Genomic DNA, 24,433 nt, shown 5'->3' with positions numbered 1-24,433 from the left:
GAACTGCAAGCCACGGTTGAGCGATCGAAGTGTTAATCAGTCTAGGCAATTTCTTTTTTCAGAACGCTGTGCAAACGGAGAAAATCGTTAAAAGAAGAAGAACAGCTTGAGACAAGCGCTAAGATTTTTTGAAATCCAGTGGCACCGTTTTAACAAGAGTGATTGATAGAGAAAGATTAATGAAACAGTTTTTATTAGCAGGTTGTCTACTATTGCTGTCTGCCTGCACCCAAGCTCCCACACCTGCCTCTGCCCCAGCATCTGCCCAACCCGGAAGTACCCAACCCTTCACTACGGGAGCCATCCCTGACCAAGATCCAGAGAAACTCCAGCGGCTCTACAGCAAGTTGTCTCAATATCTGCAAGCAGAACTGAAGGTGCCTGTGGTCTACAAGCCTGTTACTGACTACACCGCAGCAGTGACCGCTTTTAAGGTGGATGATTTGGACATGGTGTGGTTTGGCGGACTGACAGGCGTGCAGGCTCGTTTACAGGTTCCCGGTGCCAGCGCGATCGCCCAGCGTGACATTGATGCCAACTTTCATACAGTTTTGATTGCAACGAAAAAGAGTGGCATCCAGCCTATCAAAGACGCTAAAGATTTGACCCTGCTTAAAGGACGCACGATGACGTTTGGCAGTGAGTCTTCTACATCAGGGCGGCTGATGCCTCAATATTTTTTGCAGCAGGCTGGCGTAAAGCTAGAAGACTTTAAAGGACAGGTCGGGTTTTCTCAGAACCATGATGCAACGCTGCAATTGGTGACGGCGGGCACTTACGAGGTGGGTGCTATGAATGAGCAAGTCTGGCAGAAACGACTTAAGGCGGGGGAAGTGGATGAGAGTAAGGTGCAGGTTATTTGGCGATCGCCTGCCTACTATGATTATCATTGGGTGATTAACCCAGCCGTACAGCAACGCTATGGGTCAGACTTTCCTCAAAAAGTCCAGGCAGCTTTACTTAAACTCGACCCAAAAGTTCCAGAACACAAGGAAATTCTAGAACTGTTTGGAGCCGAGAAATTTATTGCGACTCAAAACGATAATTACGCCCAGATCGAGGCTGTAGGACGACAGATTGGCAAGATTAAGTAGATGAATGCGGCACCCCTATTTGAATTGAAGCAAGTGTCGCACCAGTTCGGCAATTTGCAAGCGTTAAAAGGCGTTGATTTACAGATCTTTTCTGGCGATCGGGTGGCGCTAGTGGGGTCAAGCGGAGCCGGGAAGAGTACGCTGATTCGTCTGCTAAATGGCACCTTGCGCCCTACAGAAGGAGAGGTTTGGGCATTGGGGCGTAACCTTAACCAACTTAAACCGACCCGGCTCCGTCAGGTGCAACAGCAAATCGGTACAGTTTATCAGCAGTTTCATCTAGTAGATAATCTGCGCGTTATTCATAATGTTAATGCCGGACACTTGGGGCGTTGGTCGCTCTTCAAAGCCTTGGTATCGTTACTGGTGCCGCTAGAGGTGGAAACTGCCACGCAAGCCCTAGCCCAGGTCGGCATTTCAGAAAAGCTTTATGCGAGAACACGCGATCTCTCAGGTGGACAACAGCAGCGGGTGGCAATCGCACGAGTGTTAGTGCAGAATCCTTTAGCAATTTTGGCAGACGAACCGATCGCCAGTCTCGATCCAACTCTGAGCCGTGAGGTCATGGATTTGTTGCGTCTGCTTTGTCAACAGGCAGGGCGTAGCCTGGTCGTCAGCTTGCACGATGTGGATTTTGCCCAAAGTCACTGCGATCGCATCATTGGGTTGCAGCAGGGCGCGATCGTGTTTGATTGTCTTAGCCAGGAGGTTTCTAGCACCATGCTAAAAGACCTCTATGGAGGACAAAAACAGGGAGGACGAAAATGAGCAGTCGTAGGGCGGCTTTCTCTCCAACTCAGGCTTGGGGACTAGCTAGCCTGGGGGCGATCGCTTTTTCTCTACTGATCGCCGGAGTGTTTCAGCAAGATTTGGTGAACTCCGACGGCTTGCCCCTATTGTTGCGGTTTTTTAGCGCCAGCCTGCACCCTGATCTCAGCCCAGATATTCTGCAACTGACTTGGCAATCTAGCCTTATTACCTTGTCTTACGCCGTCTGTGGCACAGTTCTCAGCTTAGTCTTTGGGTTGATAGCAGGAGTACTGGCTTCTGAGGTTTGGTGGCACTCTGTTTTGGGCAATCGTCAAAGGAACAGCAGCACTGCACGCTTCCCTGCTCAACTGCCTAAATTTTGGTTAGGTATCCGGACTTTACTGGCGTTTCCTCGCGCCATTCATGAATTAATTTGGGGTTTGTTTTTTGTTAATCTCTGGGGGCTAGACCCCCTGACCGCAATTTTGGCGATCGTAATTCCCTTTAGCGCGATCGTTGCCAAAGTATTCTCAGAAATTCTAGATGACACACCTCGCCAATCTCTTCAAGCGCTGTTGAATAGCGGTGTTCTGCCCCTCAATGCTTTCTGCTACAGCCTATTCCCCCAAGCTTTCCTAAATTTGCTATCCTATGCCTTTTATCGCTTCGAGTGTTCAATTCGCTCTGCAGCAGTATTAGGCATTATTGGGGCGGGCGGACTCGGTTACCAAATTCTTCTTAGCCTTCAGTCCTTACGCTACGAGCAACTCTGGACTTTTTTCTATGCTTTGTTTGTACTCAACGGGCTAGTAGATTTCAGTAGCGCCTGGTTGCGCCGTCAATTAGGATGTGCCAGTCGGATGAATCTAAACTTGAAGCGTGTAGGCTCTGTAGGAGCGGGACAACCGCACAGACAAGGCGTAGGAATTATTTTATCAATTGGGCTATCTCTGCTGGTTCCTTACTGTTTCTGGTATGTTCATCCAGACTTTAGTCACCTCTGGACAGCTACCACAGGTCAACGGTTAGGAGAACTTTATCGAGCCAGCCAGCCGCCCGATTGGAGTATCGTGCCCCAACTGCTAAGTCTATCTTTAGAAACCGTCGCTATGTCAGTTTTAGCGATCGCTCTGGGGGCGATAGGTGGACTATTGCTGGCTTTTCCTGCGGCTCACAACCTTTTTTTACCAGGAGGTCTGCTAAACTCCAATCAAGCAAATAGAAGGAATTACCTGCCTTTGTTAGGATTGCTCTTGTCTCGGGCAGTGCTGCTGTTAACCCGGGCTATTCCTGCGCCTATCTGGGCATTGGTTGTGGTATTCGTGCTATTTCCAGGCATTTTGCCAGGGGCGATCGCTCTAGGGCTGCACAATCTCGGCATTCTTGGACGGCTGATGGCAGAGGTTATTGAAAACCTGAATCAGCGTCCGCTAGAGGCACTGAAAGCCCAGGGTACTCCTGCATCTTTGGTATTTTTCTACGGCGTTTTGCCCCTTAGTACGCCTCAGTTTCTTGCCTATGCCTTGTACCGCTGGGAAGTTTGTCTGCGAGAAACCGTGATTGTCGGACTAGTCGGAGCAGGGGGCTTAGGTCGGCTGCTTATGGAACAATTGAGTAGCTTCGACTATCAGGGAATGGTACTTACCCTTAGCTGTTTCCTGCTACTAACCTTCGTTGTAGATTGGGTGAGTGCAAATGCCCGGCGATCGATCCGATAAAGCTGGCAAATCAAACCCTGCAAAGTACTGATAATATTAATAACACTATAAATTAGGCTCTTCAGTGCAACTGAAGAGCCCAATTTAGACTCTAGCTAATTACCATGATCTTAGTTAAGAATTACGATAGTCTGCATCTACCCAGCATCGAGGCAAACTCTCACCTGAGGGGAAAATCAAATCGGCTTTCAGAGATGCCTCTGGATCTTGCTCTTCTTGTCCAGATTGCACCTGACCCGAAATTTCGCTTTGATTAGGATCAATCAAGGCAACTAAATCTAGCACTTCTACCAAAGCGTCTTTCTTCTTGTCGTGCAAAAGCATTAAATCTTCTCCTATTTTTTGGAAATATTTACTGTTGAACAAAATACTTGTCATTGAACCTCAAACCTCAATCCTACTTTCAACCTCTTAACCCCTTAGAAGCGATCGCGTCTAGCGCAGTACCTATGACAGGATTGCTAATAAACTTTACTAGCATAGGTTGCTCAGCTAATACTTCATGAAACACATCAAAGTGATGATGATAAGCAAACCCAGCTAGCTTACTTACACTGTTGGTAGATATGGGCTTGTATTGCAGGTAGATAAACTCAATTGTTCCTCTAAATCACGATCGCTTCAACTAGGCAACATTAGCTAGGTTGACTAAACTCAATCTGTCTAGATTGCGCATCATACCGCGTAGTCAAAACCAGTTTTTTATCAGGAGCGTACATTAAAACTGTTAGATCCTGTCCAGGAAAGTTTTTCCGAAAACCTTGAGTTAGCGACTTAGAAAGATCCTTCACTTCTGTAGGACGAACTTCAGACGAGACTACAACCCCTAGTTTATTATTATCTCGTACATAAGCATCCTTGATCAGACCTTTACTCGTCTCTACAACCCAATTGCCAAAATCCTGTCCTGTTGCCGAGTTGCCTCGTGCCAACCGTCCATAGTCAGCACTATGCGCCACCTTATTAGGATAAGCTGCGTCAGTGTCACGCGTAGCAACAGTTGCACTGCAAGCAGTGGTAACTGCTAACATCAAAACTAAGGCTAGAGCAGTGATAATTTTTTGGCTGCGTTGAAAAAAACTCATTTTTACCTCCTAGAAAGAACTGGTAAATAGTAACGTTTGGGTTCTATAAGTTGGAATATGTAGAGCCTATAGCAAACGAGAAAACTACAGACTGATTTGCATAAATTCTTGTATAAGAACTCATACTTTTGCTATACAACTATTGCAGAGGATCATCTCCCCATCATCTGTCTAAGGTTGGATTCAAACGAGTAAATTTTGTACCTATTTCGTTAGTTAACAACAAAACTTTGCTTATTATTCCTAATCTTCTTGTATCCCAAATACATTTATCCTAAATATAAAAGAGGAGTAAAATAATCAACCCTTCATAGTTCTCTACTTGGAATGGCGAAGAAAAATAGAGTAGGAGACCCGAAGAATATCATAGTAATTTTCATTCCCTTTAAATCAATAAAATGAGAGGCAAAGCCACATAGCCCTGCCTCATTTATTCAAATTCTAAACTTTCCTTTGTGCTAACACCTTAAGCAAGGAGCTAAGTCACTGACCTAATTTGTTAAATCTTAGAGGTTGTCTGAGAAGTCTAGGTTGCTATCCAATCCGCCCCCTAAATCCCCCATTTTGGGGGATTTTGAAGAAGGAGTGGCTCGGAACTCCCTGCCCCAAAATGGGGAGTTGGGGCGCGAGTGTAAGAATCTTTGATACTTCTCAGACATCGTCTTAGACTCGCTTACCAGATTGCTGACCCGGCTGACCTACCTGAGGATTTCCCTCAGTATCTACATTTAGCTCCTCTCGACGAATCTTCTCCTCAAGAGTCACTGTTTCCTGATCTACTACCTTTTGTACATGAACTTCCTCACGTACAAAGGCTTCTTTCCGAACATCTGCTGTTTCTTCGTAAACTTCCATCCGAGCAACTTCTCCCTCTTGGAAAGCCGCTTCGCCAGGTGTTACAGCCGTACCTGAAGCAACTGCATTTCTTTGGATGACAATCCGCTCTTTTTCAATGGGCACAGAAACGCTGGCTGTTTCGGTTTGTACATTTTTCCCAATTGTGACCTCTCCCGTCTTTTGACGAGTCTTATTCGCCACAAGCCGCTCTTGATAAAGCTTCAATCCGTCCTGATCTTCCCCGTGCAACTGATACAAATCTGGCTCATGCTGATAGTCATATGTGTCGCGATCGTAGCCTTGATAGCCAGCGCTAGTATCAACTGTAGGGACTGGATTAGTAGTTGAAGGCGCACTCTGAGAACCTGCATAGCCAACCCCTAAAGCAGCAGGGCTGTCTAAACTTACTCCATTATCTAGAGGAGCAGCAGGACGGTAGACTTTACGAACTTGTTCTTCATGATCGTAGTCTGCGGTCATATCATCATTAAACTCAGGCAGCATTTCGACTTGTGCCTTCGTCAAGTTATCTGCATTAACACGGTTACCGCGTAGATCGACACGTGCCCGACCGATGGGAAGCAATACTTTCTTACCAAAGATCCAAGCACCCGTATTGATAATTAAGTACCGAAACTGTCCACTTTCATCAACCAAAATATCTTCAACCGATCCAACCTTCTCAGGACCTGAGTAAACATCAAGCCCTTTAATATCGCCATTCTCAAAATGATTTTTGTAATCCGGATCAAAATCTCTAATTCTGTGAAGAGCCATTTCTTTTCTCCCTGCTTATTGCGTTAAGGTTTATAGCAACTCATAAAGCATAAAGTATGGATAGGACGGAGTTAATCTCTCCGAAGGCTGATCTAGTTTTGTTAGCGAAAATTACTTGAATAAACGTCTATTTTGCAGTCAGGGAAAGGTTTTCACAAAAGATTGATGCAGTTTAACTAGTCCTAAAGACGTTCGTAAATTCATTAATTTTCTATTTAGAGTAGATAAATAAGGATTATTGCGATCGCTCACAAACTATATATTTAAGTAATTACAATCCTATAGTTACTAATGACTACGCTCAAAAGAGCAATTCAGTAAATTTCGAGAATTAAAAATTTTCAAGAGAAGACCTTTTGTTTAGGTCATTTCTTTCTACTAGGATATTTAAGTTGGACTAAAAACAGTGAGAGAATTACCATAAAGGATTCTCGTTTTTCCATCTTTACCTCCTCGTAGTAGAAGTAAATTAAGTAGGCTGAGCAAAGGACTGAACTTTTTCTAGAAGCTGTTCCAAATCCACAGGTTTATGAATTACCCCATTGACATGAGTTTTCTCAGCATTAGGGATTGCTGAAATGTCCATTCCTGTGACAAACAAGATAGGTAGGTTTGGAAGGTGGAGATTCTGCCGGATATTTTCAACAACTTCATACCCGTTCATGTCTGGCATCATCACATCAAGCAACACCAGGGTTGGTAAATTTAGCTCAATCTTAGCGATCGCTTCAACTCCACTCTCGGCTGTATCGACCTCATAGCCCTCTGCCTCTAGAAAGGATTGTATCAAGAAGCAGTTATCGTAAATATCATCTACAACAAGAATTGACGAACGGTTATTTTCCAAGTCTAAAAGCCACGATTCCATAATTTGGACTAGGTTAAGTAATACATTGTTTTATATTACTTACAAGGTTACGGAATTACTGCTCACTTGTCCTCATGCTGTGGGTACACTTTGTGTTTGTCCTACCTATGCTGAAGACTCTGCCTGAAAGTTGTAGGAAACTCTGTAAACTATTGAAAAGGACTTACGCCTAGAGGGAACAGCACACTATAGAATCTACCTTAAGGTAGAAGTGCTTAGGGGCAGGCTATCTTTAGTGTGATTTGAAACGTTTTTATCAACGGTTGAATTGCAAGCCCTTTCATACTATTCATCAGAAGGTTACTCACTATGGTTCAACGCGGCTCTAAGGTTCGGATTCTTCGTAAAGAATCCTACTGGTTTCAAGAAGTTGGAACAGTTGCCACTATTGATCAGGGCGGAGTTATCAAATACCCCGCTATTGTCCGATTTGAGAAGGTCAATTATGCAGGTGTAAACTCAAACAACTTTGCCTTGAGCGAATTGGTCGAAGTAGCACCCCCAACTGCTAAATCGCAAAAAGCTACGCCTGCTGCTTCAGGAGGCAAGCAAACTATTCTAGAGCCTGGGATTCGTCAAACAGGACAAGGTGTATCAAATAAAGATACTCGACCCGGTGCCTCTAGCGATTCACCAGGTGGAAACCCTGAAGTTGCCGGTGATCCAAACCAAGGTACGGAAGCTCGGTAGCGTTTTACCAAGGTCAATTACCGCATTTTTATGAAGGGGGTGGAGGGTTCTCTACTCCTTTTTCTATATCACTTTTTATATGTCACTTTTTCTATATCAATGGAACTTACAGAAAACTAATTCTCTAATGTGCTTAGGTTCATGAGTTCCCCTAGCGAGGCTAGTAACTTGACTTTCACAGATTGAATTTCAGAGTTTGTGTTTTCAAGAATATACCAGGATGCATTGACGTAAAATAGGGAAGTTTTAACTTTGCCCGCAATGGTATACTCAGTACCCCTTTCTGAAGGCTGAGTCATGTAATGCTCTGGAAAAAGCTTAATGCCTTTTGCTTCCTCTTCTAAGTAAAGGGCGATCGCTTCTCGCCCTACCACTTCTGAGTGAAACGGCGGGGTCAAGACACCATCTAGAGCAAACAGGCTAGCAGCAAGCTGAAAATCTTCGGCGTTAAGAGCTTCAAAGTATTGCTCAATCATTATTTTTTCTATCTATAGCATTAAATTGTACAGGGTCTGGATCTGCAAATTAGCGAGAAAATTTAGCAACTTGCCTCTATTAATCGAGAGAAACTGATTCCATCTTTAGCAAGATTACTTCTTTTTCCATCTTAGGTAAATTAGCGAAGGCAATTGAAAAAAATATATTTTCAGGAGAAAACAATATGACTACTGGTGTTTCAAATGAGCAAAGATCGATCGTAGAAGCCTTTCAGGGACTAGAAGTCGATCAGCAGTTGGCTCTATTTTGGTTTGTTTACACTGAGATGGGCGAGTCCATTACACCCGCAGCACCTGCAGCAAGTACAGTCTCTGAGCCGATCGCCCAAGGCTTATTTGACCAGGTTAAGGAATTGTCCCATGAAGAGCAACTGCAAGTTCAGCGCGACTTAATTGCTCATAAAGACACTTTAATTAGTCGAGAATACGGAGCGCTTAGTGATACGACAAAGCTGCTTTTTTGGTATCTTTTAGCAGTTGGTATGGAGCAGCAGACCATTATTCCTATGCCTCCTGACTATCAACTTTCCAGTCAAGCACAAACTATTTTTGATCAAATCAAGCAAGCAGAGTTTGAGCAGCAAATCACGATCTTCAGAGACATCGTTTCACCAATGGGCGTAGATACTACTACTTCGGCATCTGGGTCACAACCAGGAATCTAAGCAGTGAAACCAATTATCCACTAAGGTGACTAATTTCTTGCAATCTCAACAATTTACACTCTATACAAATCTGTGCATACAACAGTTTTAACAAATGTTGGGTTAAGCGGAAACTAGTTGTCTTCGCTCTTAGGGATGATTTTATCATCATGACTTTGCAGTAAAAAGATGGTGCAGAAATGATTTACACTGTTAACCAAAGAAAATACTTTTAATGTGTAGGAGACTCAAAGATGAATGATAGTCGTTTTGGCAAAATGGTTTTGCGCTTAACCCAAGTGCTTGCAATTATTTTTACTTGTACGCTTTTGGTGTTTTCTAATGGGCTGCCTGTAAGTGCAGCACCTGGTAATTCAACTCAAATGAAGAGCAATCCAACTAAGGGTTCTGAGCGTCTAGATGATGTTCAGAAGAAGTCGGAGGAAGCTTTGAGGAATCCTCCTTTGGATATGGAAAGTGTGCAAGATGAGTCTAATAAAGGTCTGAACGAAGTTCAAGGATCTGCGGACATTCAAGATATGAGTCGTCCTAGCAACTCTCAAAATGCAACTTCCATTGAAGAGAAAGCAGAGCAAATCTTAGAGAAAGTAACTGGTAATAAATAGTTTTAATCTAAAAAATTGACTGTTTATAAATGCCTCTTATATAAGGAGGCATTTTTTAATTTAAAAGAAGGTGTACTTATAAACACAAGAGACGTCAAACTCACTTTTACTATTTCGGACTCCTCCTTACGGGAGAAGTCTGCGATTCTTACTTTTGCTAGTGTTCTACTATGTTCTAAAGCTTATTAGCGAGGTTAATTTATTATGGCGGATACTGAAGATACCATTCAACAGATTAAAGATAAACTTCCTAATGTTACTCCCACTCCTCCAGGACTTCACTCAACAGCAACGCCTCATGAACTGAAGTCTCGCTTAGAGTGGGGAGAACCAGGCTTAACGATTTTGGATACTCGCGATTCTTCAGCTTTTCAAGAGTGCCGTATTATGGGCGCAATGAATGCTTCGACGGGTGATGTGGCGACCGGTGCTCAAGCTAGCTTATCACCTAAGCGTGATATTTATGTTTATGGGGAAACCGACGCAGACACTGCTGCTGCTGCTGCTGCTCTTCGGGAAGCAGGTTTTCAGAACGTGGCACAGTTGCAGGGAGGGATAGCACTGTGGCAAGAGATTGGAGGCGCAGTTGAAGGGAGAGCAACTGAGCGAGATAAGCCTGGTGCTGATGCTTATAATGTGGTAGCTCGGCTTAATCAGTTTGGCGAAGACCGCGCGAAAGAAAAAGCCATAGAGTAAGATTGACGATCGCTAAATCTAGTTATTTCTTCTTCTGGTGCAGGAATTATGACTTATTCTTGCATCATTTTTTCTCGTTAAACTTATTCTTAGTGAAGTTGAAGGCAATATCATGTCATCTAATATTCCACTTCAGGGCATGGACTTAATTAGTTGCGCTCAAGCCAGTGCAAAGCAGGGAGTTGAAGAGGCTGCCGAGCAATGTGGCTATGGTCAAAATACTAGGTTGTTCATAGAGACATTAGAACAGGCTTGTGAAGAGATAGGAGTTACAATTCATGACTTAACCGATCTTGCGAAGAGTCAAGATTTAGAATCAGAAGTGAAGGGAGTTATTGTTGCCCCTGATTCTTTGTCTGATCTCTAACTCGTTACTTTAGATTTGCGCTTAGATTTCTTAATAACGTTCTATCTATTGGTATATTAATGTGACAATACCTCAGACAGAAGTACTCTAGGCAATAGTTAAATATTCTAAAGATGCACAGTGTCTAACCAAAGGATAAACACATGACATCTAAAACAGGAAAAGCCGACGCTAAAAAGCCTAACGAGTCTACAGCTAAGAAAGGTAAGGATGACAGTGCTCAGGAAGACAAGAAGAGTCAGTCAGCCTCTTCTGAAGCTTCATCTGAAGAGATGGATACTGGAGAAGAGTTAGACAATTTATTAACCATGCTGGAAGATGAAGATCTGACTGATATGGATCTTGAACAAGCGGTCGAGATGATTGATGAATGGAATAGTATTCTTGGTAAGTCTAAGGATGCAGAGCTAAAAGAGATTGGCACAAATCTGAAGCAACTGAAAAAGTTATTGGGTAGCAGCAAAATCAAAGAGGCTGACTTAGCAGAAGTAATGACTGAGCTAGGAGGACAAGTTGATCAGTATGCTAACAATGCAGAGCGAGGCTATAAAACTAAGTTGCATCGGCTAGGTAAGGCACTTTCTGGTGAAGGCAAGGAACTAGCGAGTGAGCAGTCAACCGAAGAATAGATTCTATTGCAATCTACCATAAATCTCTCTAAAAAAAAGACAAGCTGTAATGGCTTGTCTTTTCTCTTTGCAATTACACACTATTTTACAGACTAAAATCCTTCATTCTAATTTTCTGTGCTCAGAGTAACAACTTCAAACACTTTACTACAAAAGAACTCCGGTATTGCTCAGTAACACCTATTCATAACCCCTACTCATGTGAGTTTGCTCTTCATTCCTTAGAGGATGTCTGAGAAGTATCAAAGATTCTTTATACTCGCCCCCCAACTCCCCATTTTTGGGGACTTCCGAGCCACTCCTTCTTCAAAGTCCCCCAAAATGGGGGATTTAGGGGACGGATTGGATAGCAACCTAGACTTCTCAGACAACCTCTTAGCTTAAAAGGTGAGGTGTCAAGACCTGTAAGAAAACTTTAGGCGCTGCTATGACTGCAATAATTCAATATCAGACTTTCATGGATTTTCTTGTAGAAAACTACTAATCTGCTCTAGTGCTGGTTTGTTAAGGCGAAATTCACTTGCTCCAATGATGCCCTCAACTTGCTTGCCATTGCGTCCTCCTACGATCGCTGCTGTTACGGCTGAATGATTCAAAGTCCAAGCAATTGCCACTTCACCAGGCGATCGCTGATGCTCTCGACCAATTTTCTGTAATACTTCGACTAGTTTCAAGTTACGAGACAATCGCGGTTCCTGAAATTCCGTGCTTTGTTTCCGCCAATCATCATCAGGCAAGTTAGCAATTCGTTCAGGGTTCATTGCGCCTGTGAGTAAACCTGACTGCATAGGAGAATAGACAATGACTCCAATATTATGTTGCTGACAAAAAGGCAAAACCTCGGCTTCCACCTTGCGATTAATTAGGGAGTAAGGCGGTTGTAGGGAGGTAATGGGGGAGATCGCCTGCGCGCGCTGCAACTGTTCAACATTGAAATTTGAAACTCCAATGTAACGAATTTTTCCCTCATCTTTTAGCTGGGCAAGCGTCGTCCATCCTTCTTCAATTTCAGGCTCTGGGTTAGGCCAATGAATTTGGTATAAATCAATGGTTTCAACATTAAGCCGTTTCAGGCTCGCTTCGACTTCATGGCGAATTGAATCTTTTTTGAGACTGCGACTGATCTCGCCTTTTTCGTTCCAAATCATTGAGCATTTGGTAAAAACATAGGGGCGATCGCTTCGACCCTTGAGCGCTTTAGCCACTACTTCTTCAGAATGTCCTAAACCATAGATGGCTGCTGTGTCGATCCAGTTGACCCCTAGATCGAGCGATCGTTGAATGGCTTCAACGGAGTCGTCATCGTCTTGGGCACCCCACCCAAAAGCCCAACCACTGCCACCAATCGCCCAAGCGCCGAAGCCAATAGGAGTAATATGTAGCTCTGAATTGCCAAGCGGTTTAGTTTGCATGTTGATTCACTCTAAAATATTTTGACTCAACCATTACTTTATGCTGCAATTATTTTACTGACTTCCATCAAGGGAGCGATCGCGCTTATTGAAGAAGCGAGTTATCAATCTAACAACTCAATAGATTGCTCTTAGTCTAGCTCTTCATCATGTATCGCTGTAGGGTCATGAGTTAAAGATTCGGAAGAATTGAGCAGTACCTCTTGTCCCTCTTTCGTTAAAGCTGTAGCGTTAAGCGTTTCCTTCAATGCGTTCAAAACAACTTGCGGATTCGTTGTTTTTTGCATTTCAAAAGCTTCTGAGTCGTAGCGGTTACGCACGTTGGGTAGATCAGTACGTAACTCTTCAACTAATGCAATAAGCTTGGCGATTTTCTGTTCTGTTAACAAGTTAAGTTGTAGGACAAGGTGCGATCGCTCCTCTGCCACTTTTTCTTGACGAGCTTGGTAAATCAGTACGCCTGTTGCAATGAGCAATGAAGCAGCATCTAAACCTTGCTCGTAAATATTAAATCTAGGCACCTGCCATTGCACCAGCCTTTCATTAAGTAACTGACTACTAAACCACCAACCTATAAAGAAAATGAGTTGAAAATAGAGAAACCAAGGTTGACCAAAACTAGCTGCCGTTTTTTCTATAATCTGCTGATGTAAAGGAAGACTAGATTCATGACGAGTTTCAAGTTCAATGATAGCTTCAATATTTTTTAAAACTGCATCAGGAACGAGTTCTGAGCCACTGGCTACAGATAAATCAATAGAGCCAGAAAAGTCATCTTCTGTAGATACAGGTACGTTAATACGAATCATGTTTATCAGTTTTTTCTGCTGTGCAGAATAGAGAACAGATTTTAGCGAGCCAAAAAGGTTTATTGGATATTATACGCTTGCTTTGTTAGCTTGATCTAGCGTCAGACAATCTCTCCAATAAGGCTGTCTGACGTTGTCTGGATAATGTTAATTAGTAGACAAACCAAATTAAATGAGTGAGAACTATTTTAGCTATGATATAAAGCACCTAGGATGCTTGATCCACATACTACGAGTCATGCTTTTACTTTTCTCCCTCTTACTCTTCTTTAACATTACCCCTCGCATCATAGGATAGAAGTGAAATCATTAATGCTGTTGAACCAATGACATCAAAGCCTTCTCAAAAGATCCCTTTAGGGCGACTAGAAAAAGTTGACTTGCGTACCTGTTGGAACGAAGAGGATGCTGAGTTCACACTGTGGTTGGCGCAGGCAGAGAATATACAGCTGCTAGGAGACGCTATTGATAGAGAACTAGAGGTTGTGCCTCACAGCCCAGTTGACTTGCTTACGACTGATATTCTTTGTCAAGACTCAGCCAGCGATCGCTGGGTGCTGATTAAGAGTCAGCTAGAGATAACGGATGTAATGACACATTTAGGCAAACTCTTAGCAGACATGGCAAGTTTAGAGGCAGCGACAGTCATTTGGATCGCTGGCACATTTACCCCAGAGCATCAAGCTAGTCTCCATTGGCTTAACCAGATCACGCTCCCAGGGTTCCATTTTTTGGGGCTAGAGATTGAACTGTGGCGAATTGGCGAATTGGTCGCCCCTAAGTTTAGTTTGGTTACACAGCCGACTCAGTCGAGACTGTCACCAGAAGGCTCTGAGCAAGTAGAGGGGGCGTTGGAAGCTTTATTAGAAGAAATACCAGAAAAATTAGTTGAGAAGTTAACTGAAGAACAAGAACAGAATCTGGAGTTTTGGAGCAGTTTGTGTCAACAGCTAGAACGACGAGGCAGTATTGTCAAGCCTAGTGATCCTTCAACTGAGAGTGATATGAGCTTTGCTATTGGGCGGGCAGGCTTTCGGTTACACGCCTGCATTGACAAAGAAGCTCATTGCCTCAGCGTTGGGCTTTTGCTCTCTGGAGAAGATGCTAAGCCCCATCTCTGCTTATTAGAGGAAGAACAAGAAGCGATCGAGACTGAGATTGGTGTTCCACTAGAATGGAATGATCCGAGGAATGACAAAACTAGTGTTGATAAAAACCGCTACGTCTATTGCGTTTTAGCAGAAGTTAATTTTGACGATCGCGATCGGTGGAGCGACTATTACCAGTGGATCTGCCTTTATCTTGAACAGTTCCATGAAGTATTTGCCGATCGCGTTAAACATCTTAACGCCAATAACTATCATCCTCTGCCAGACTACAGTTTTAATCCTCTCAAGCCGTCTGCTATCCTACCCAGTTCATCTTCGCGCCAACCGAATGCTTGATGCTCTACACTTTAGCAAAGTTGGCAGGGTCTTGATCTCGTCGATGGTTAATTGGAATTGGAGAACCTTGACCGTCACCAGCCAGTGCAGCAGTGGATTCTAAGGCTTGCCTTAATCGCCTAGCAGCATAGATTGACATATCACGAGGCACACTAATGCGATCGCGCAGATATCGCAAGGCGCGATCGGCTCCCAGTGGCGGTAGACAAGCTTCACCCGTCATCATTGCAGTCAGGGCACAACGCAATGCCTGATCAATCAAGCTGTCTTCGGCAGGATTGACGCGAATGATATTAGCACGATGCTTAATAACTCGTTGAAGCGCTTCAGCACGCGAGGTTTCAGGTTCAGGATAAGTCACATCGGGTAGCCCTGCCCAAGGGCCCTGATCTACCCGTGCTTTATTGAGCAGCATCTGAGGTTGACCATTTTCCCAACATCCTCCCATCTGAGGAGGCAAATCATGGGCATGAGTATGAAAATCGCTTTGGGTACCGCGATAGGTAGAGCGGCTTTCCATGGCTGCAAACCAGGCATTTAAACGGGGGTTTTCTTCTCGCAGGGAATAGCCCTTGTAGTAGTAGAGGCTGGCATTCATTCGTTCAACATAGGGCGTAAAAATAACATCGGCAGTGCCAAATTCTGCCAGAAAGTAGGAACCTGGAGTGCGACTCAAAGCATCTTCTACCCTAGCAACTACTCCCGTGAACGAGTCATGATTTCGCTGCTCTTCTCGCTCTGAATGGGCAGGACGGCACAGCCAAGCACACCAGGCTCTAAAAAGCAGGCGCTCCAACTGTCGAAGCGGGCGAACTGTTGGATCTTCCATCCCTGCACCTAAGGAGCCGAAAGCTCGTTCCAACGCAATTAAGATATCGTCGCTTTCAGTAATCATGCGACTCTCTATCTCAACAGCAGGCAGCATTCCTGAGGGCACCTTGCGTTTATACCAGCTTTCTTTTTCTCCATAGCAGAACATAGTCACTTTTTCGATGCGGTAAGGAATCTGTTTTTCTTCCAGCCACAGCCAGATTTTTTGGCAGTAGGGGCACCAAGCATGATAGTCACGGTATAAGGTCACTCGCACATCGGCTTCGTTTTGACCAAAGAGACGCAGCCAGGATTGAGCATTAGTAAGACCGTTAATAGGATCGGGCTGAAAGTCGGTGAGGGTTTCTAGTTCGGACCAACTGAGAGGAGGAAGAGACATGGGATAGGGATGCTGAAGGCTCTGCAAAGTTGTTTAGTCTGTATAGCCTTATCGTCAACTGTTTAAGCAACTGCGTCAACCGATCGCCACCTCTTTTTAAGTTTTACTTTTCTACTCCCATGCCAGCCCTTTTTATGAGTCTGCCCAAACGATGAACAATGCCCTTATCCATAACAGGAAACAACAGTTCAAATGCCACAATTACAGATGACAATGAGTTGAAGCGATCGTCGATCGCTCCAACTCATTGAGCAGGCACCTCTAAAGCTATAACTCCTGACCTGGATTTAACTCGTTTGCCTGACTGTACTCAGGCACTTCCACTTTTACTGCCGAAGCTTTCCAGATGTTCTGAAGATAGTCCTGGATTGAGCGATCGCTGGAGAAATAGCCCATTCTTGCCACGTTCAAAATTGACATCCGAGTCCACTGATCCACATCCCGGTAAGCTTGACTAACCCGATCTTGACACTCGACGTAGGATTTATAGTCTGTTAGCAACAGATACTCATCTCGGGATAATAGCGAATCCACTAAGGGTTTGAATAAGTTGGTATCGCCATGAGAAAAGAAACCAGAAGAGAGGCGATCGATGACCAATTTCAGTTCGGCATCGCTGTTGTAATTATCCCAAGGATTATAGCCAGCTGCTTTCTGAGCAGCGACTTCGCTGGCAGTGAGTCCAAACAAAAAGAAATTCTCTGCTCCGACTGCTTCCCGAATTTCAACGTTGGCTCCATCGAGTGTGCCAATGGTCAGAGCACCGTTCATTGAGAACTTCATGTTACCTGTTCCAGAGGCTTCTTTACCGGCAGTAGAAATTTGCTCAGAGAGATCGGCAGCAGGGTAAACGCGCTGAGCAAACTTAACGTTGTAGTCTTTCAAAAACAAGACTTTGATTCGACCCCGCACGTCTGGATCGTGATTAACGACATCAGCGATCGAATTAATCAATTTAATGATTAGCTTTGCCGTGAAATAGCCAGGAGCCGACTTACCTCCGAACAGAAAGGTGCGCGGCGTAATCTCTAGATCAGGATTTGCCTTGATCCGATTGTAGAGCGTTATAATGAACAGCGCATTAAGGTGCTGTCGCTTGTACTCATGAATGCGCTTGACCTGGATATCGAACAGCGAGTTGGGATCAATTTCAATGCTATAGTTTGTCCGAATATAATCTGTCAGATCTTGTTTTACGGCTTGCTTAACTTGACGAAACTCGTTGCGGAAGTTGCCATCGTGGATGAAGTTCTCCAATTTCCGCAGTTCTTCCAGGTTTTTAATCCAGCCATCACCAATTTTATGAGTGATCAGGTTCGTCAGCCTAGGGTTACTAAGCACCATGAACCGACGCGGTGTTACCCCGTTAGTGACATTAGTAAATTTCTCTGGATACATCTCGTAGAAGTCGCGCAGAGTGGTTTGTTTTAGCAAATCACTATGTAGTGCAGCAACGCCATTAATGGTATGACTACCCACACAGGCAAGGTATGCCATGCGAACATATCGTTCACCATTTTCATCAATAATAGACATCCGCCGCAAGCGATCGCCCTCGTCAGGAAACTTAATTCGCACTTCATCTAGAAAACGGCGATTGATTTCGTAAATTAGCTCTAAATGACGGGGCAACAGGCTGCCAAACATTCCCAAAGGCCATCGCTCTAAGGCTTCTGGCAGTAGCGTATGGTTGGTATAGGCAAGCGTTTTGGTCGTAATATTCCAAGCTTTTTCCCAATCAAACCCCTGTTCGTCAAGGAGGAGTCGCATTAGCTCAGCCACAGCAACGGTAGGATGGGTGTCGTTTAACTGAATGGCATAGTGTTCATGAAACCGTTCTAGAGCAAGATTCTGCATCTTCATGATGCGAATCATGTCTTGCAAAGCACAGGAGACAAAGAAGAATTGTTGCTCTAATCGCAGTTGTTTCCCTTGAGCAGAGTCATCATTGGGGTAAAGGACTTTTGTGATGTTTTCACATTCGCTCTTTTCGCGAACTGCACCAAAATAATCTCCTTTGTTAAATGCTTCAAAGTCAAAAGACTCTGGAGCTTCTGCTTTCCACAACCGTAAAGTGTTGACAGTATTGGTCTGAAAACCCAAGATTGGTGTGTCGTAGGGGACTCCTTTTACCATCTTGTAAGGAATCCAGCGGCTTCGATAGCGCCCTTGCTCATCAATATAAGCTTCAGTCCGACCTCCCATCTTAACTTCCAGTTCAGCTTCGGGGCGGACGACCTCCCAGGGATTGCCATAGCGCAACCATTTATCGGTAATTTCGACCTGCCAGCCATCTTTGATATCTTGATCAAAAATACCGTATTCATAGCGAATGCCATAACCGATCGCCGGAATCTCTAAAGTCGCCAGAGAGTCAATGTAGCAAGCCGCTAGTCGCCCTAGTCCACCATTCCCTAATCCAGGTTCTTCTTCTTGCTCTAAGAGATCAGATAGGTTAAGTCCTAGCTCTTCGACCGCCTGCTTGATGATGTTGTAAAGCCCTAGATTGATTAGGTTGTTGCCTAGATGGGGGCCTAGCAGGAATTCAGCCGACAGGTAAGCTACCGTCCGAGGAGCTTTCTCTAGATAGGTCTGAGTTGTGTTCAACCAACGATTGAGCAAGCGATCGCGGACTGTGTACGCTAGCGCCATGTAGTAATCGTTTTGGGTTGAGATTTTTCGGAACTTTGCTTGAACGTAAAATAGATTATCTAGAAGCGCGCGCTTCAAAGTTTCAACATCAATACCAGTACGATCGTCTTCAATTTGAATGTTGTTAGGAACAATGCTGACCATATTATCTCTTTCTCCTGTTACTGCTTGCTGACATAGGATCTAAAGAACAACGCCGAAAGAAAGAAGCTTCTTTTATGCTTTTACGTATGTTTTCGTTCGGATACATCAATCCCTAAGTGGTAATTTTTCAGGCTTAATTTCCCAAGCTGTGAGAGGACTAATTAGGCGACCTTGACTAGATTAATTGCTATCGTGAGGCACTGATTAATAAGCCGCTGGGGCAACGAAGAATAGGGCTAATGCCCAATACCAATAAGACTTTTTTCGCCCAGCTTAATAAATTTGACGCGATCGCAGACTCTAGCAGTAAAAGCCCTAAGCCTAGGAAGCTTAAAATATTTTTTAGACCTGATCCCCTGCCTGAAGACAGATGATGAGCTTAAATAAAGATGTCTTCTAAATATATATCTTAAGTTGCAAGTTTTAGCTAGGATAGTTTCTCAAAAACTGCCCAGGTCTGTGCCGATTAAGATTGGTTTAAGAACAAATAATCTAAAGGTAAAATAATACTCGAAAGCTAAATTAATGAGCTTTAATCAAATTAATAATGACAGGCAAGGAGGTACAGTTATTAAGATTCAATAGTTCTATCTGAATTAAACTAATTCTCTTTCACCTATAGCAGGGCTATTCTGATCAAAACGCCGAGTTGTGTATAAAGGATAGCAATGCTGAAATACGCATAAGATGTAGCTTTGTAAAATACGTCCTAGAACTTTCTAATACTTTTCTTCTATGTCATCAAAGAATATGTCAAAAACTAAAGAAGCCATTTCTACAATCAATTTAGATGACCCACAGTACTATTTCAATCGAGAACTAAGCTGGTTAGAATTCAATCGACGGGTGTTGCAAGAAGCGATCGCCCCACGCACTCCCTTACTAGAACGTATAAAATTCGCCGCCATCTTTGGTTCTAACCTGGACGAGTTTTTTATGGTGCGGGTGGCGAGCCTGCAACGGCAAGTGGAAGCACAGATCGAAACCTTAACGCCTGATGGACGAACCCCTCAGCAGCAACTTGATGAGATTAGTCAGCGCCTCCATCCGATGGTGACTCAGTTGCAAGAGTTGTTTGAAACTGAGTTGCGTCCACAGTTAGAGGCTGAGGGCGTTCATGTACTGAAATACACTGAACTAGAGCAGGCTCAGCGTCGTTATTTAAGACAACATTTTGAGAAGCGAGTGTTTCCGATTCTGACACCCCTAGCGGTCGATCCAGCACATCCGTTTCCAGTCATGTCGAACCTCAGTTTAAATCTGGCGATCGTGCTCAAAGACCCAGAAACAGGGACAACAGGTTTTGCTCGGGTTAAGGTGCCGGATACTTTGCCCCGCTTCGTGCCCTTGCCTCCTGAGTTCCATCCTCAAAGCGATCGCCCAGTGGTTTGGGCAGGCGTTTCTTTAGAGCAGATTATTGCAGATAACCTGGATGCGTTATTCCCCGGTATGACGATTCAAGAACAACATTTATTTCGCATCACCCGCGATGCTGACCTAGCTGTTCAGGAAGATGAAGCGGATGACTTGGCGGAGGCGATCGCCCAAGGGCTAGGGAAACGTCGCTTTGGCGGATCGCTGGTGCGGTTTCAATTTGCCCCCACAATGTCAGAGTTTGTTAAGCAAGCCTTAATCAAGGGGATGAGCGTCGATCCTAACGATCTTTACGTGACTCAAGGCTGGTTAGGAATGCGAGATTTAATGTCCTTTATGGCGTTACCATTGCCGCACCTAAAAGACTTTCCCTGGACACCTGTTATTCCTAAACGCTTGCGTCATTTAACCCAAGTCTCAGCGCTGGGTGAAACCTCGGTCAATGATATTTTTAGCGTCATTCGTCAGGGCGATCTGCTGCTGCATCACCCCTACGAGTCATTTGCGGCATCGGTGGAGCAGTTCATTATGCAGGCGGCGGCTGATCCAGACGTGCAGGCAATTAAAATGACCCTTTACCGTACTTCTAGTGACTCGCCTCTTATCAAAGCCTTAATTGCCGCTGCTCAGAATGGTAAACAGGTTGTTGCTCTAGTGGAAATTAAAGCTCGATTTGACGAAGCCAGTAATATTAATTGGGCGAAGGCTTTGGAAGAAGCAGGCGTGCATGTTGTGTACGGTGTCATGGGCTTAAAGACGCACACGAAAGTGCTTTTGGTCATTCGGCAAGAAGGCGACGGTATTCGTCATTACGTTCATATTGGCACAGGTAACTACAATGCAAAGACTGCCAAAATTTACACCGATCTAGGGTTATTAAGCTGTCAGGAAGAATTAGGATCTGACCTCATTGATTTATTCAATTACTTGACAGGCTTTTCTAAACAGAAATCGTTTCGTAAGTTACTGGTAGCTCCAGTCACGCTTCGCGATCGCATGGTCGCTCTCATTCGCCGTGAAATCGAACATTGTAAAGATGGCAAACCCGGTCGGATTATTGCCAAAATGAATGCTTTGATTGATACTAACATCGTCAAAACGCTCTATGAAGCTTCTCAGGCTGGCGTACAAATTGACTTAATTGTGCGGGGTATGTGCTGCCTATTACCTGGAATTCCAGGGGTCAGTGAAAATATTCGAGTCATCAGCATTGTCGGGCGGTATCTGGAACACTCCCGCATCTTCCATTTTCATAACAATGGTCAGGAAGAGGTTTTCATCGGCAGTGCTGACTGGATGCAGCGCAACCTCGATCGCCGGGTTGAAGCAGTTACTCCGGTTGAAGACCCAGCTTGCAGCAAGGAATTGAAAGAAATCCTGACTATCCTGTTGTCAGACAACTATCAGGCATGGGATCTCCAGGCTGATGGCTCCTACATCCAACGTCAGCCCACCTCAGACAATCCAGAACGCTGCGCTCAAAATATTTTGATGGAGCGAAGCTTGAAGTCATGATAGAGCGATCGCCCCAGACGTTAAGCCGAGAGTAAATGATAGAGACTTGATCGTTTACTCTTCGCAGTTCATAGTGTAGCGTTGCGGAATCAAGGAAGGAATTGACATCTGTAAGGCTTGAAAGTTTACTCAAAATAAAGTGAAATTATCTTGTTATGTAGTAACGCCAAAGTGGACGACAGAATGATTTAATACTGGTTGTACTTGAGGCTCCTTCTTGAGGACAATTATGTCTCTCATCATCTCTGAACTCAAGTTCTGAACTCAAGTATTGTCAGCATCCTGAGGGGTGATTTCTTCAATTCCGAGGGCTGAGCGCCATTCCTGTGAATAACGCGGTACCAAAATCCGTATATCTGGATCGGGTAGTCCAATACCAGCCTGTTTCAGCAGCATCACGACCTCTCGTCGCACATTGGATGTAGTAGCTATAAAGTCCGATCGCCGCGAGTCTGTCCAGAATCGAACTTCAACCCTAATATCATCTTGACCTAAGTCTTGAACACGGACAGAGACAGCGGGTTCTTCCAGCACACCATCAGTGGCTTCAGCAGCTTTTTGGATGACAGCGATTGCCGTTTGTAGATCACTGTCGTAGCCTAGGAAAAGAGTGACACTGCCCCGACGAACGGAAGCTGCCGTGTTGTTAATGATGCGAGAGGTAAACACCTCTGCATTGGGTACCAACACTACGCGACCATCATAGGTACGAAGTTGAGTTGCTCGCAGTTCAATACGCTCGACATTACCTTCTGTTTCCCCCACGATAATCTGATCGCCTAATTCAAACGGACGTAAGATCAGAATCAAGATACCGCTAATGAAATTGGAAAGAATATCTTTGAGGGCAAAACCTAATGCGAGACTGGTCAAACCCAAACCTGTGGCAACAGCTTGCGGATCAAAGCCAAAAGCATCTAGCGCAACGATAACCCCTAAGATCCAGACTGCATAGTAAGCTACTTGTTTAATTAGATTCTCGACAGTAAGGTCTGACACGATGCGCCGAAAGAGAATTCGCATCAATCCGCGCACAATAGTAGCGATCGCCCAGAACAATCCTATCACTAACAGCGCCGCTAAAGCACGCGGAATTATGACAATAGCAGACTCAATCAATCGTCCAAAGGCAGTTTCGATCGAGGCTTGAACCTCTGAGGCAAATCGTCCCCCATGTGAAAGTCGGCGTTCACTAGCGCGTTCTAAGTTCGCATCAATCGCTTGTGACCACTGAGTCGCTAATGCGTCTACGGTCATTAGATTATCTTGAGCATCTGTCTCTGTCACCGTAACCAAAGGAATCCCTGCGATCGTAATCACGCGATCAGTTTGCCTAACATTCGTTGGTTTAATTTGAGGGGCTGTGATTGCCTCTGGGCTCTCTAATAAGCGGTTCATCCGCCGCTCAATTTGTCGTGCTCGCGCGGTAGCATCCAGTTCCTTAACTGCACCCACGCGAAATACTGCTCGTCCGTCAAGACGCACCGTTACCTGTTCAGCCTGTGCAACGACCGTTGGCAGGCAGAATAGTAGAGTCAGCAAGGTGACGCTCAATCTCAGAAAAAATCGCTTGAGTAGGACGTTCACTATACTCCTGGCTACACTAGTCGAGGCTCTTCTTTGTTTTGGCAGGTTAATGCTCAGAAGAACACGGGTAAGTTGGAGTAGTCAGATCCTGAGCAACTCGTTTTTTCCCATATTCACCACTTTGAGGCGTCACACTCACTCCACAATATCTTAATCTGCTCAGCCATTGTACATTATGGGTTTCACTCACCGCGTCTCACAGTCTTGGTCGAATCGCGCGCATTTGCAATTCTACTTATAAGTAGGTGGGCTGGATTAAACAATAAGACGCGATCGCGCCACTATCTAGCCTGATTACATTGCAAGACGCTCTGCTATTCTAAGGCAACGAAAATGATGGCACACTCGATCTGATTGTTACTCTACTACTTGAAATTTTGGAATGTCCCTATCCCAGCCTGATGCATCCCTTCATTCAGCGATGCCCATAATCTTCACGGTACTTTATTAGCTCTAAAACTGTACCATCTGGATCTTGAATATAGATTCGGTATTTTGTTTCCGGAGCATCTTCAACAAAATACTCAATCCCGTGTCTTTCTAATACCGCTATCATTTTTTCACCATCTTCAATAACAAAACCGACATGGTCAATATTGCCAGTTTCAAGGGGAATGGGGTTGGCTGTGTCGCGGCGCTCATAAAGTGACATATAAAACTGGCGATTACCAAAATGCATCCAGTCAAAATCATCTGATTTTTCTTCAGCCCGGATATACCAGTCAGGAAAAAGCGTTTGGTAAAATCTCATTGTTGTTTCTAAATTTTGACAGACCTTATTGATATGCTCAGAGGTTGTCTGAGAAGTCTAGGTTGCTATCCAATCCGCCCCCTAAATCCCCCATTTTGGGGGACTTTGAAGAAGGCGTGGCTCGGAAGTCCCGCAAAATGGGGGGTTGGGGGGCGAGTGTAAGAATCTTTGATACTTCTCAGACATCCTCTCAATACGATAAAAGTTCATGAAAATTCTCCCATTATTTCATTTAAGGTCATCTTCATTATGAGGA

The 24,433-nt window shown here is 44.4% G+C and carries 22 protein-coding genes; 11 read left to right on the top strand and 11 right to left on the bottom strand.

The features are described 5' to 3' along the window. Nucleotides 1–179 precede the first annotated feature (179 nt). The 3 genes from KME11_11220 to KME11_11210 are packed head-to-tail and all read left to right on the top strand — an operon-like array spanning nt 180 to nt 3,562. Nucleotides 180–1,094, top strand: a complete 915-nt coding sequence (locus KME11_11220; GenBank protein ID MBW4515786.1) for a putative selenate ABC transporter substrate-binding protein — start codon at nt 180–182, stop codon at nt 1,092–1,094. Continuing rightward, the gene (locus KME11_11215) at nt 1,095–1,862 is read left to right on the top strand and encodes a phosphonate ABC transporter ATP-binding protein (protein MBW4515785.1); all 768 of its coding nucleotides are present in this window, start codon (nt 1,095–1,097) and stop codon (nt 1,860–1,862) included. It abuts the gene before it with no gap. Next, nucleotides 1,859–3,562 (top strand): ABC transporter permease subunit, encoded by a 1,704-nt coding sequence (locus tag KME11_11210; protein MBW4515784.1) that lies wholly within the window; start codon nt 1,859–1,861, stop codon nt 3,560–3,562. Before KME11_11215 ends, KME11_11210 begins: the two co-directional genes overlap by 4 nt. Before the next feature lie 114 nt (nt 3,563–3,676). Here the strand turns inward: KME11_11210 and KME11_11205 are convergent, their stop codons facing one another. From KME11_11205 to KME11_11190, 4 genes are all read right to left on the bottom strand, one after another. Further along, nucleotides 3,677–3,886 (bottom strand): acetyltransferase, encoded by a 210-nt coding sequence (locus KME11_11205; protein MBW4515783.1) that lies wholly within the window; start codon nt 3,884–3,886, stop codon nt 3,677–3,679. Between the two features lie 311 nt (nt 3,887–4,197). Further along, the gene (locus KME11_11200) at nt 4,198–4,647 is read right to left on the bottom strand and encodes a hypothetical protein (protein ID MBW4515782.1); all 450 of its coding nucleotides are present in this window, start codon (nt 4,645–4,647) and stop codon (nt 4,198–4,200) included. Nucleotides 4,648–5,310: 663 nt separating this feature from the next. Further along, nucleotides 5,311–6,261, bottom strand: a complete 951-nt coding sequence (locus tag KME11_11195; protein MBW4515781.1) for a DUF2382 domain-containing protein — start codon at nt 6,259–6,261, stop codon at nt 5,311–5,313. A gap of 469 nt (nt 6,262–6,730) precedes the next feature. Further along, the gene (locus tag KME11_11190) at nt 6,731–7,129 is read right to left on the bottom strand and encodes a response regulator (protein ID MBW4515780.1); all 399 of its coding nucleotides are present in this window, start codon (nt 7,127–7,129) and stop codon (nt 6,731–6,733) included. Between the two features lie 309 nt (nt 7,130–7,438). Between KME11_11190 and KME11_11185 the strand changes: the two genes are divergently transcribed. After that, entirely contained in the window at nt 7,439–7,819 is a 381-nt protein-coding gene (locus KME11_11185; protein MBW4515779.1) for a photosystem I reaction center subunit IV, read from the top strand. Between the two features lie 116 nt (nt 7,820–7,935). Here the strand turns inward: KME11_11185 and KME11_11180 are convergent, their stop codons facing one another. Continuing rightward, the gene (locus KME11_11180; GenBank protein MBW4515778.1) at nt 7,936–8,295 is read right to left on the bottom strand and encodes a nuclear transport factor 2 family protein; all 360 of its coding nucleotides are present in this window, start codon (nt 8,293–8,295) and stop codon (nt 7,936–7,938) included. 185 nt (nt 8,296–8,480) lie between these two features. Here KME11_11180 and KME11_11175 point away from each other — a divergent pair, with 185 nt between their 5' ends. The 5 genes from KME11_11175 to KME11_11155 all read left to right on the top strand — a co-directional run bounded on the left by KME11_11175 (nt 8,481) and on the right by KME11_11155 (nt 11,278). Next, nucleotides 8,481–8,981 (top strand): Orange carotenoid protein, encoded by a 501-nt coding sequence (locus KME11_11175; protein MBW4515777.1) that lies wholly within the window; start codon nt 8,481–8,483, stop codon nt 8,979–8,981. A 233-nt stretch (nt 8,982–9,214) separates the two neighbouring features. Further along, complete coding sequence (locus tag KME11_11170; GenBank protein MBW4515776.1) at nt 9,215–9,586, top strand: hypothetical protein; 372 nt, start codon at nt 9,215–9,217, stop codon at nt 9,584–9,586. Nucleotides 9,587–9,790: 204 nt separating this feature from the next. Next, nucleotides 9,791–10,282, top strand: coding sequence for a rhodanese-like domain-containing protein (locus tag KME11_11165; GenBank protein MBW4515775.1), 492 nt, complete (start codon nt 9,791–9,793; stop codon nt 10,280–10,282). Nucleotides 10,283–10,394: 112 nt separating this feature from the next. After that, on the top strand, nt 10,395–10,649 hold the full coding sequence (locus KME11_11160) for a hypothetical protein (protein ID MBW4515774.1): 255 nt from the start codon (nt 10,395–10,397) through the stop codon (nt 10,647–10,649). A gap of 143 nt (nt 10,650–10,792) precedes the next feature. Further along, nucleotides 10,793–11,278, top strand: coding sequence for a hypothetical protein (locus tag KME11_11155; GenBank protein MBW4515773.1), 486 nt, complete (start codon nt 10,793–10,795; stop codon nt 11,276–11,278). Nucleotides 11,279–11,733: 455 nt separating this feature from the next. Here KME11_11155 and KME11_11150 read toward each other — a convergent pair whose 3' ends face one another. Both KME11_11150 and KME11_11145 read right to left on the bottom strand, forming a co-directional pair. Beyond that, nucleotides 11,734–12,690 (bottom strand): aldo/keto reductase, encoded by a 957-nt coding sequence (locus tag KME11_11150; protein ID MBW4515772.1) that lies wholly within the window; start codon nt 12,688–12,690, stop codon nt 11,734–11,736. Nucleotides 12,691–12,821: 131 nt separating this feature from the next. Next, complete coding sequence (locus KME11_11145) at nt 12,822–13,499, bottom strand: DUF1003 domain-containing protein (GenBank protein ID MBW4515771.1); 678 nt, start codon at nt 13,497–13,499, stop codon at nt 12,822–12,824. Nucleotides 13,500–13,825: 326 nt separating this feature from the next. Here KME11_11145 and KME11_11140 point away from each other — a divergent pair, with 326 nt between their 5' ends. Beyond that, nucleotides 13,826–14,944: a DUF4268 domain-containing protein gene (locus tag KME11_11140; protein MBW4515770.1), complete on the top strand. Its 1,119-nt coding sequence runs from the start codon at nt 13,826–13,828 to the stop codon at nt 14,942–14,944. Between the two features lie 4 nt (nt 14,945–14,948). On the opposite strand, the gene KME11_11135 is transcribed toward KME11_11140, so the two are convergent. Together KME11_11135 and KME11_11130 are read right to left on the bottom strand one after the other, a co-directional pair. Beyond that, nucleotides 14,949–16,154 carry a glutathione S-transferase family protein gene (locus KME11_11135; protein MBW4515769.1) on the bottom strand — a complete coding sequence of 402 codons (1,206 nt, stop codon included), beginning with the start codon at nt 16,152–16,154 and terminating at the stop codon, nt 14,949–14,951. 267 nt (nt 16,155–16,421) lie between these two features. After that, nucleotides 16,422–18,950 carry a glycogen/starch/alpha-glucan phosphorylase gene (locus tag KME11_11130; GenBank protein MBW4515768.1) on the bottom strand — a complete coding sequence of 843 codons (2,529 nt, stop codon included), beginning with the start codon at nt 18,948–18,950 and terminating at the stop codon, nt 16,422–16,424. A 750-nt stretch (nt 18,951–19,700) separates the two neighbouring features. Here KME11_11130 and ppk1 point away from each other — a divergent pair. Beyond that, on the top strand, nt 19,701–21,839 hold the full coding sequence (gene ppk1 / locus KME11_11125) for a polyphosphate kinase 1 (GenBank protein ID MBW4515767.1): 2,139 nt from the start codon (nt 19,701–19,703) through the stop codon (nt 21,837–21,839). A 264-nt stretch (nt 21,840–22,103) separates the two neighbouring features. Here ppk1 and KME11_11120 read toward each other — a convergent pair whose 3' ends face one another. Both KME11_11120 and KME11_11115 read right to left on the bottom strand, forming a co-directional pair. Beyond that, nucleotides 22,104–23,426: a mechanosensitive ion channel family protein gene (locus tag KME11_11120; protein MBW4515766.1), complete on the bottom strand. Its 1,323-nt coding sequence runs from the start codon at nt 23,424–23,426 to the stop codon at nt 22,104–22,106. A 415-nt stretch (nt 23,427–23,841) separates the two neighbouring features. Then, nucleotides 23,842–24,177 carry a bleomycin resistance protein gene (locus KME11_11115; GenBank protein ID MBW4515765.1) on the bottom strand — a complete coding sequence of 112 codons (336 nt, stop codon included), beginning with the start codon at nt 24,175–24,177 and terminating at the stop codon, nt 23,842–23,844. Between the last annotated feature and the right edge of the window lie 256 nt (nt 24,178–24,433).

Source organism: Timaviella obliquedivisa GSE-PSE-MK23-08B (genome assembly GCA_019358855.1).
In the GTDB taxonomy this organism is placed as follows: Bacteria; Cyanobacteriota; Cyanobacteriia; order Elainellales; family Elainellaceae; genus Timaviella; species Timaviella obliquedivisa.
This window is presented reverse-complemented; position numbering and strand designations above follow the sequence as displayed.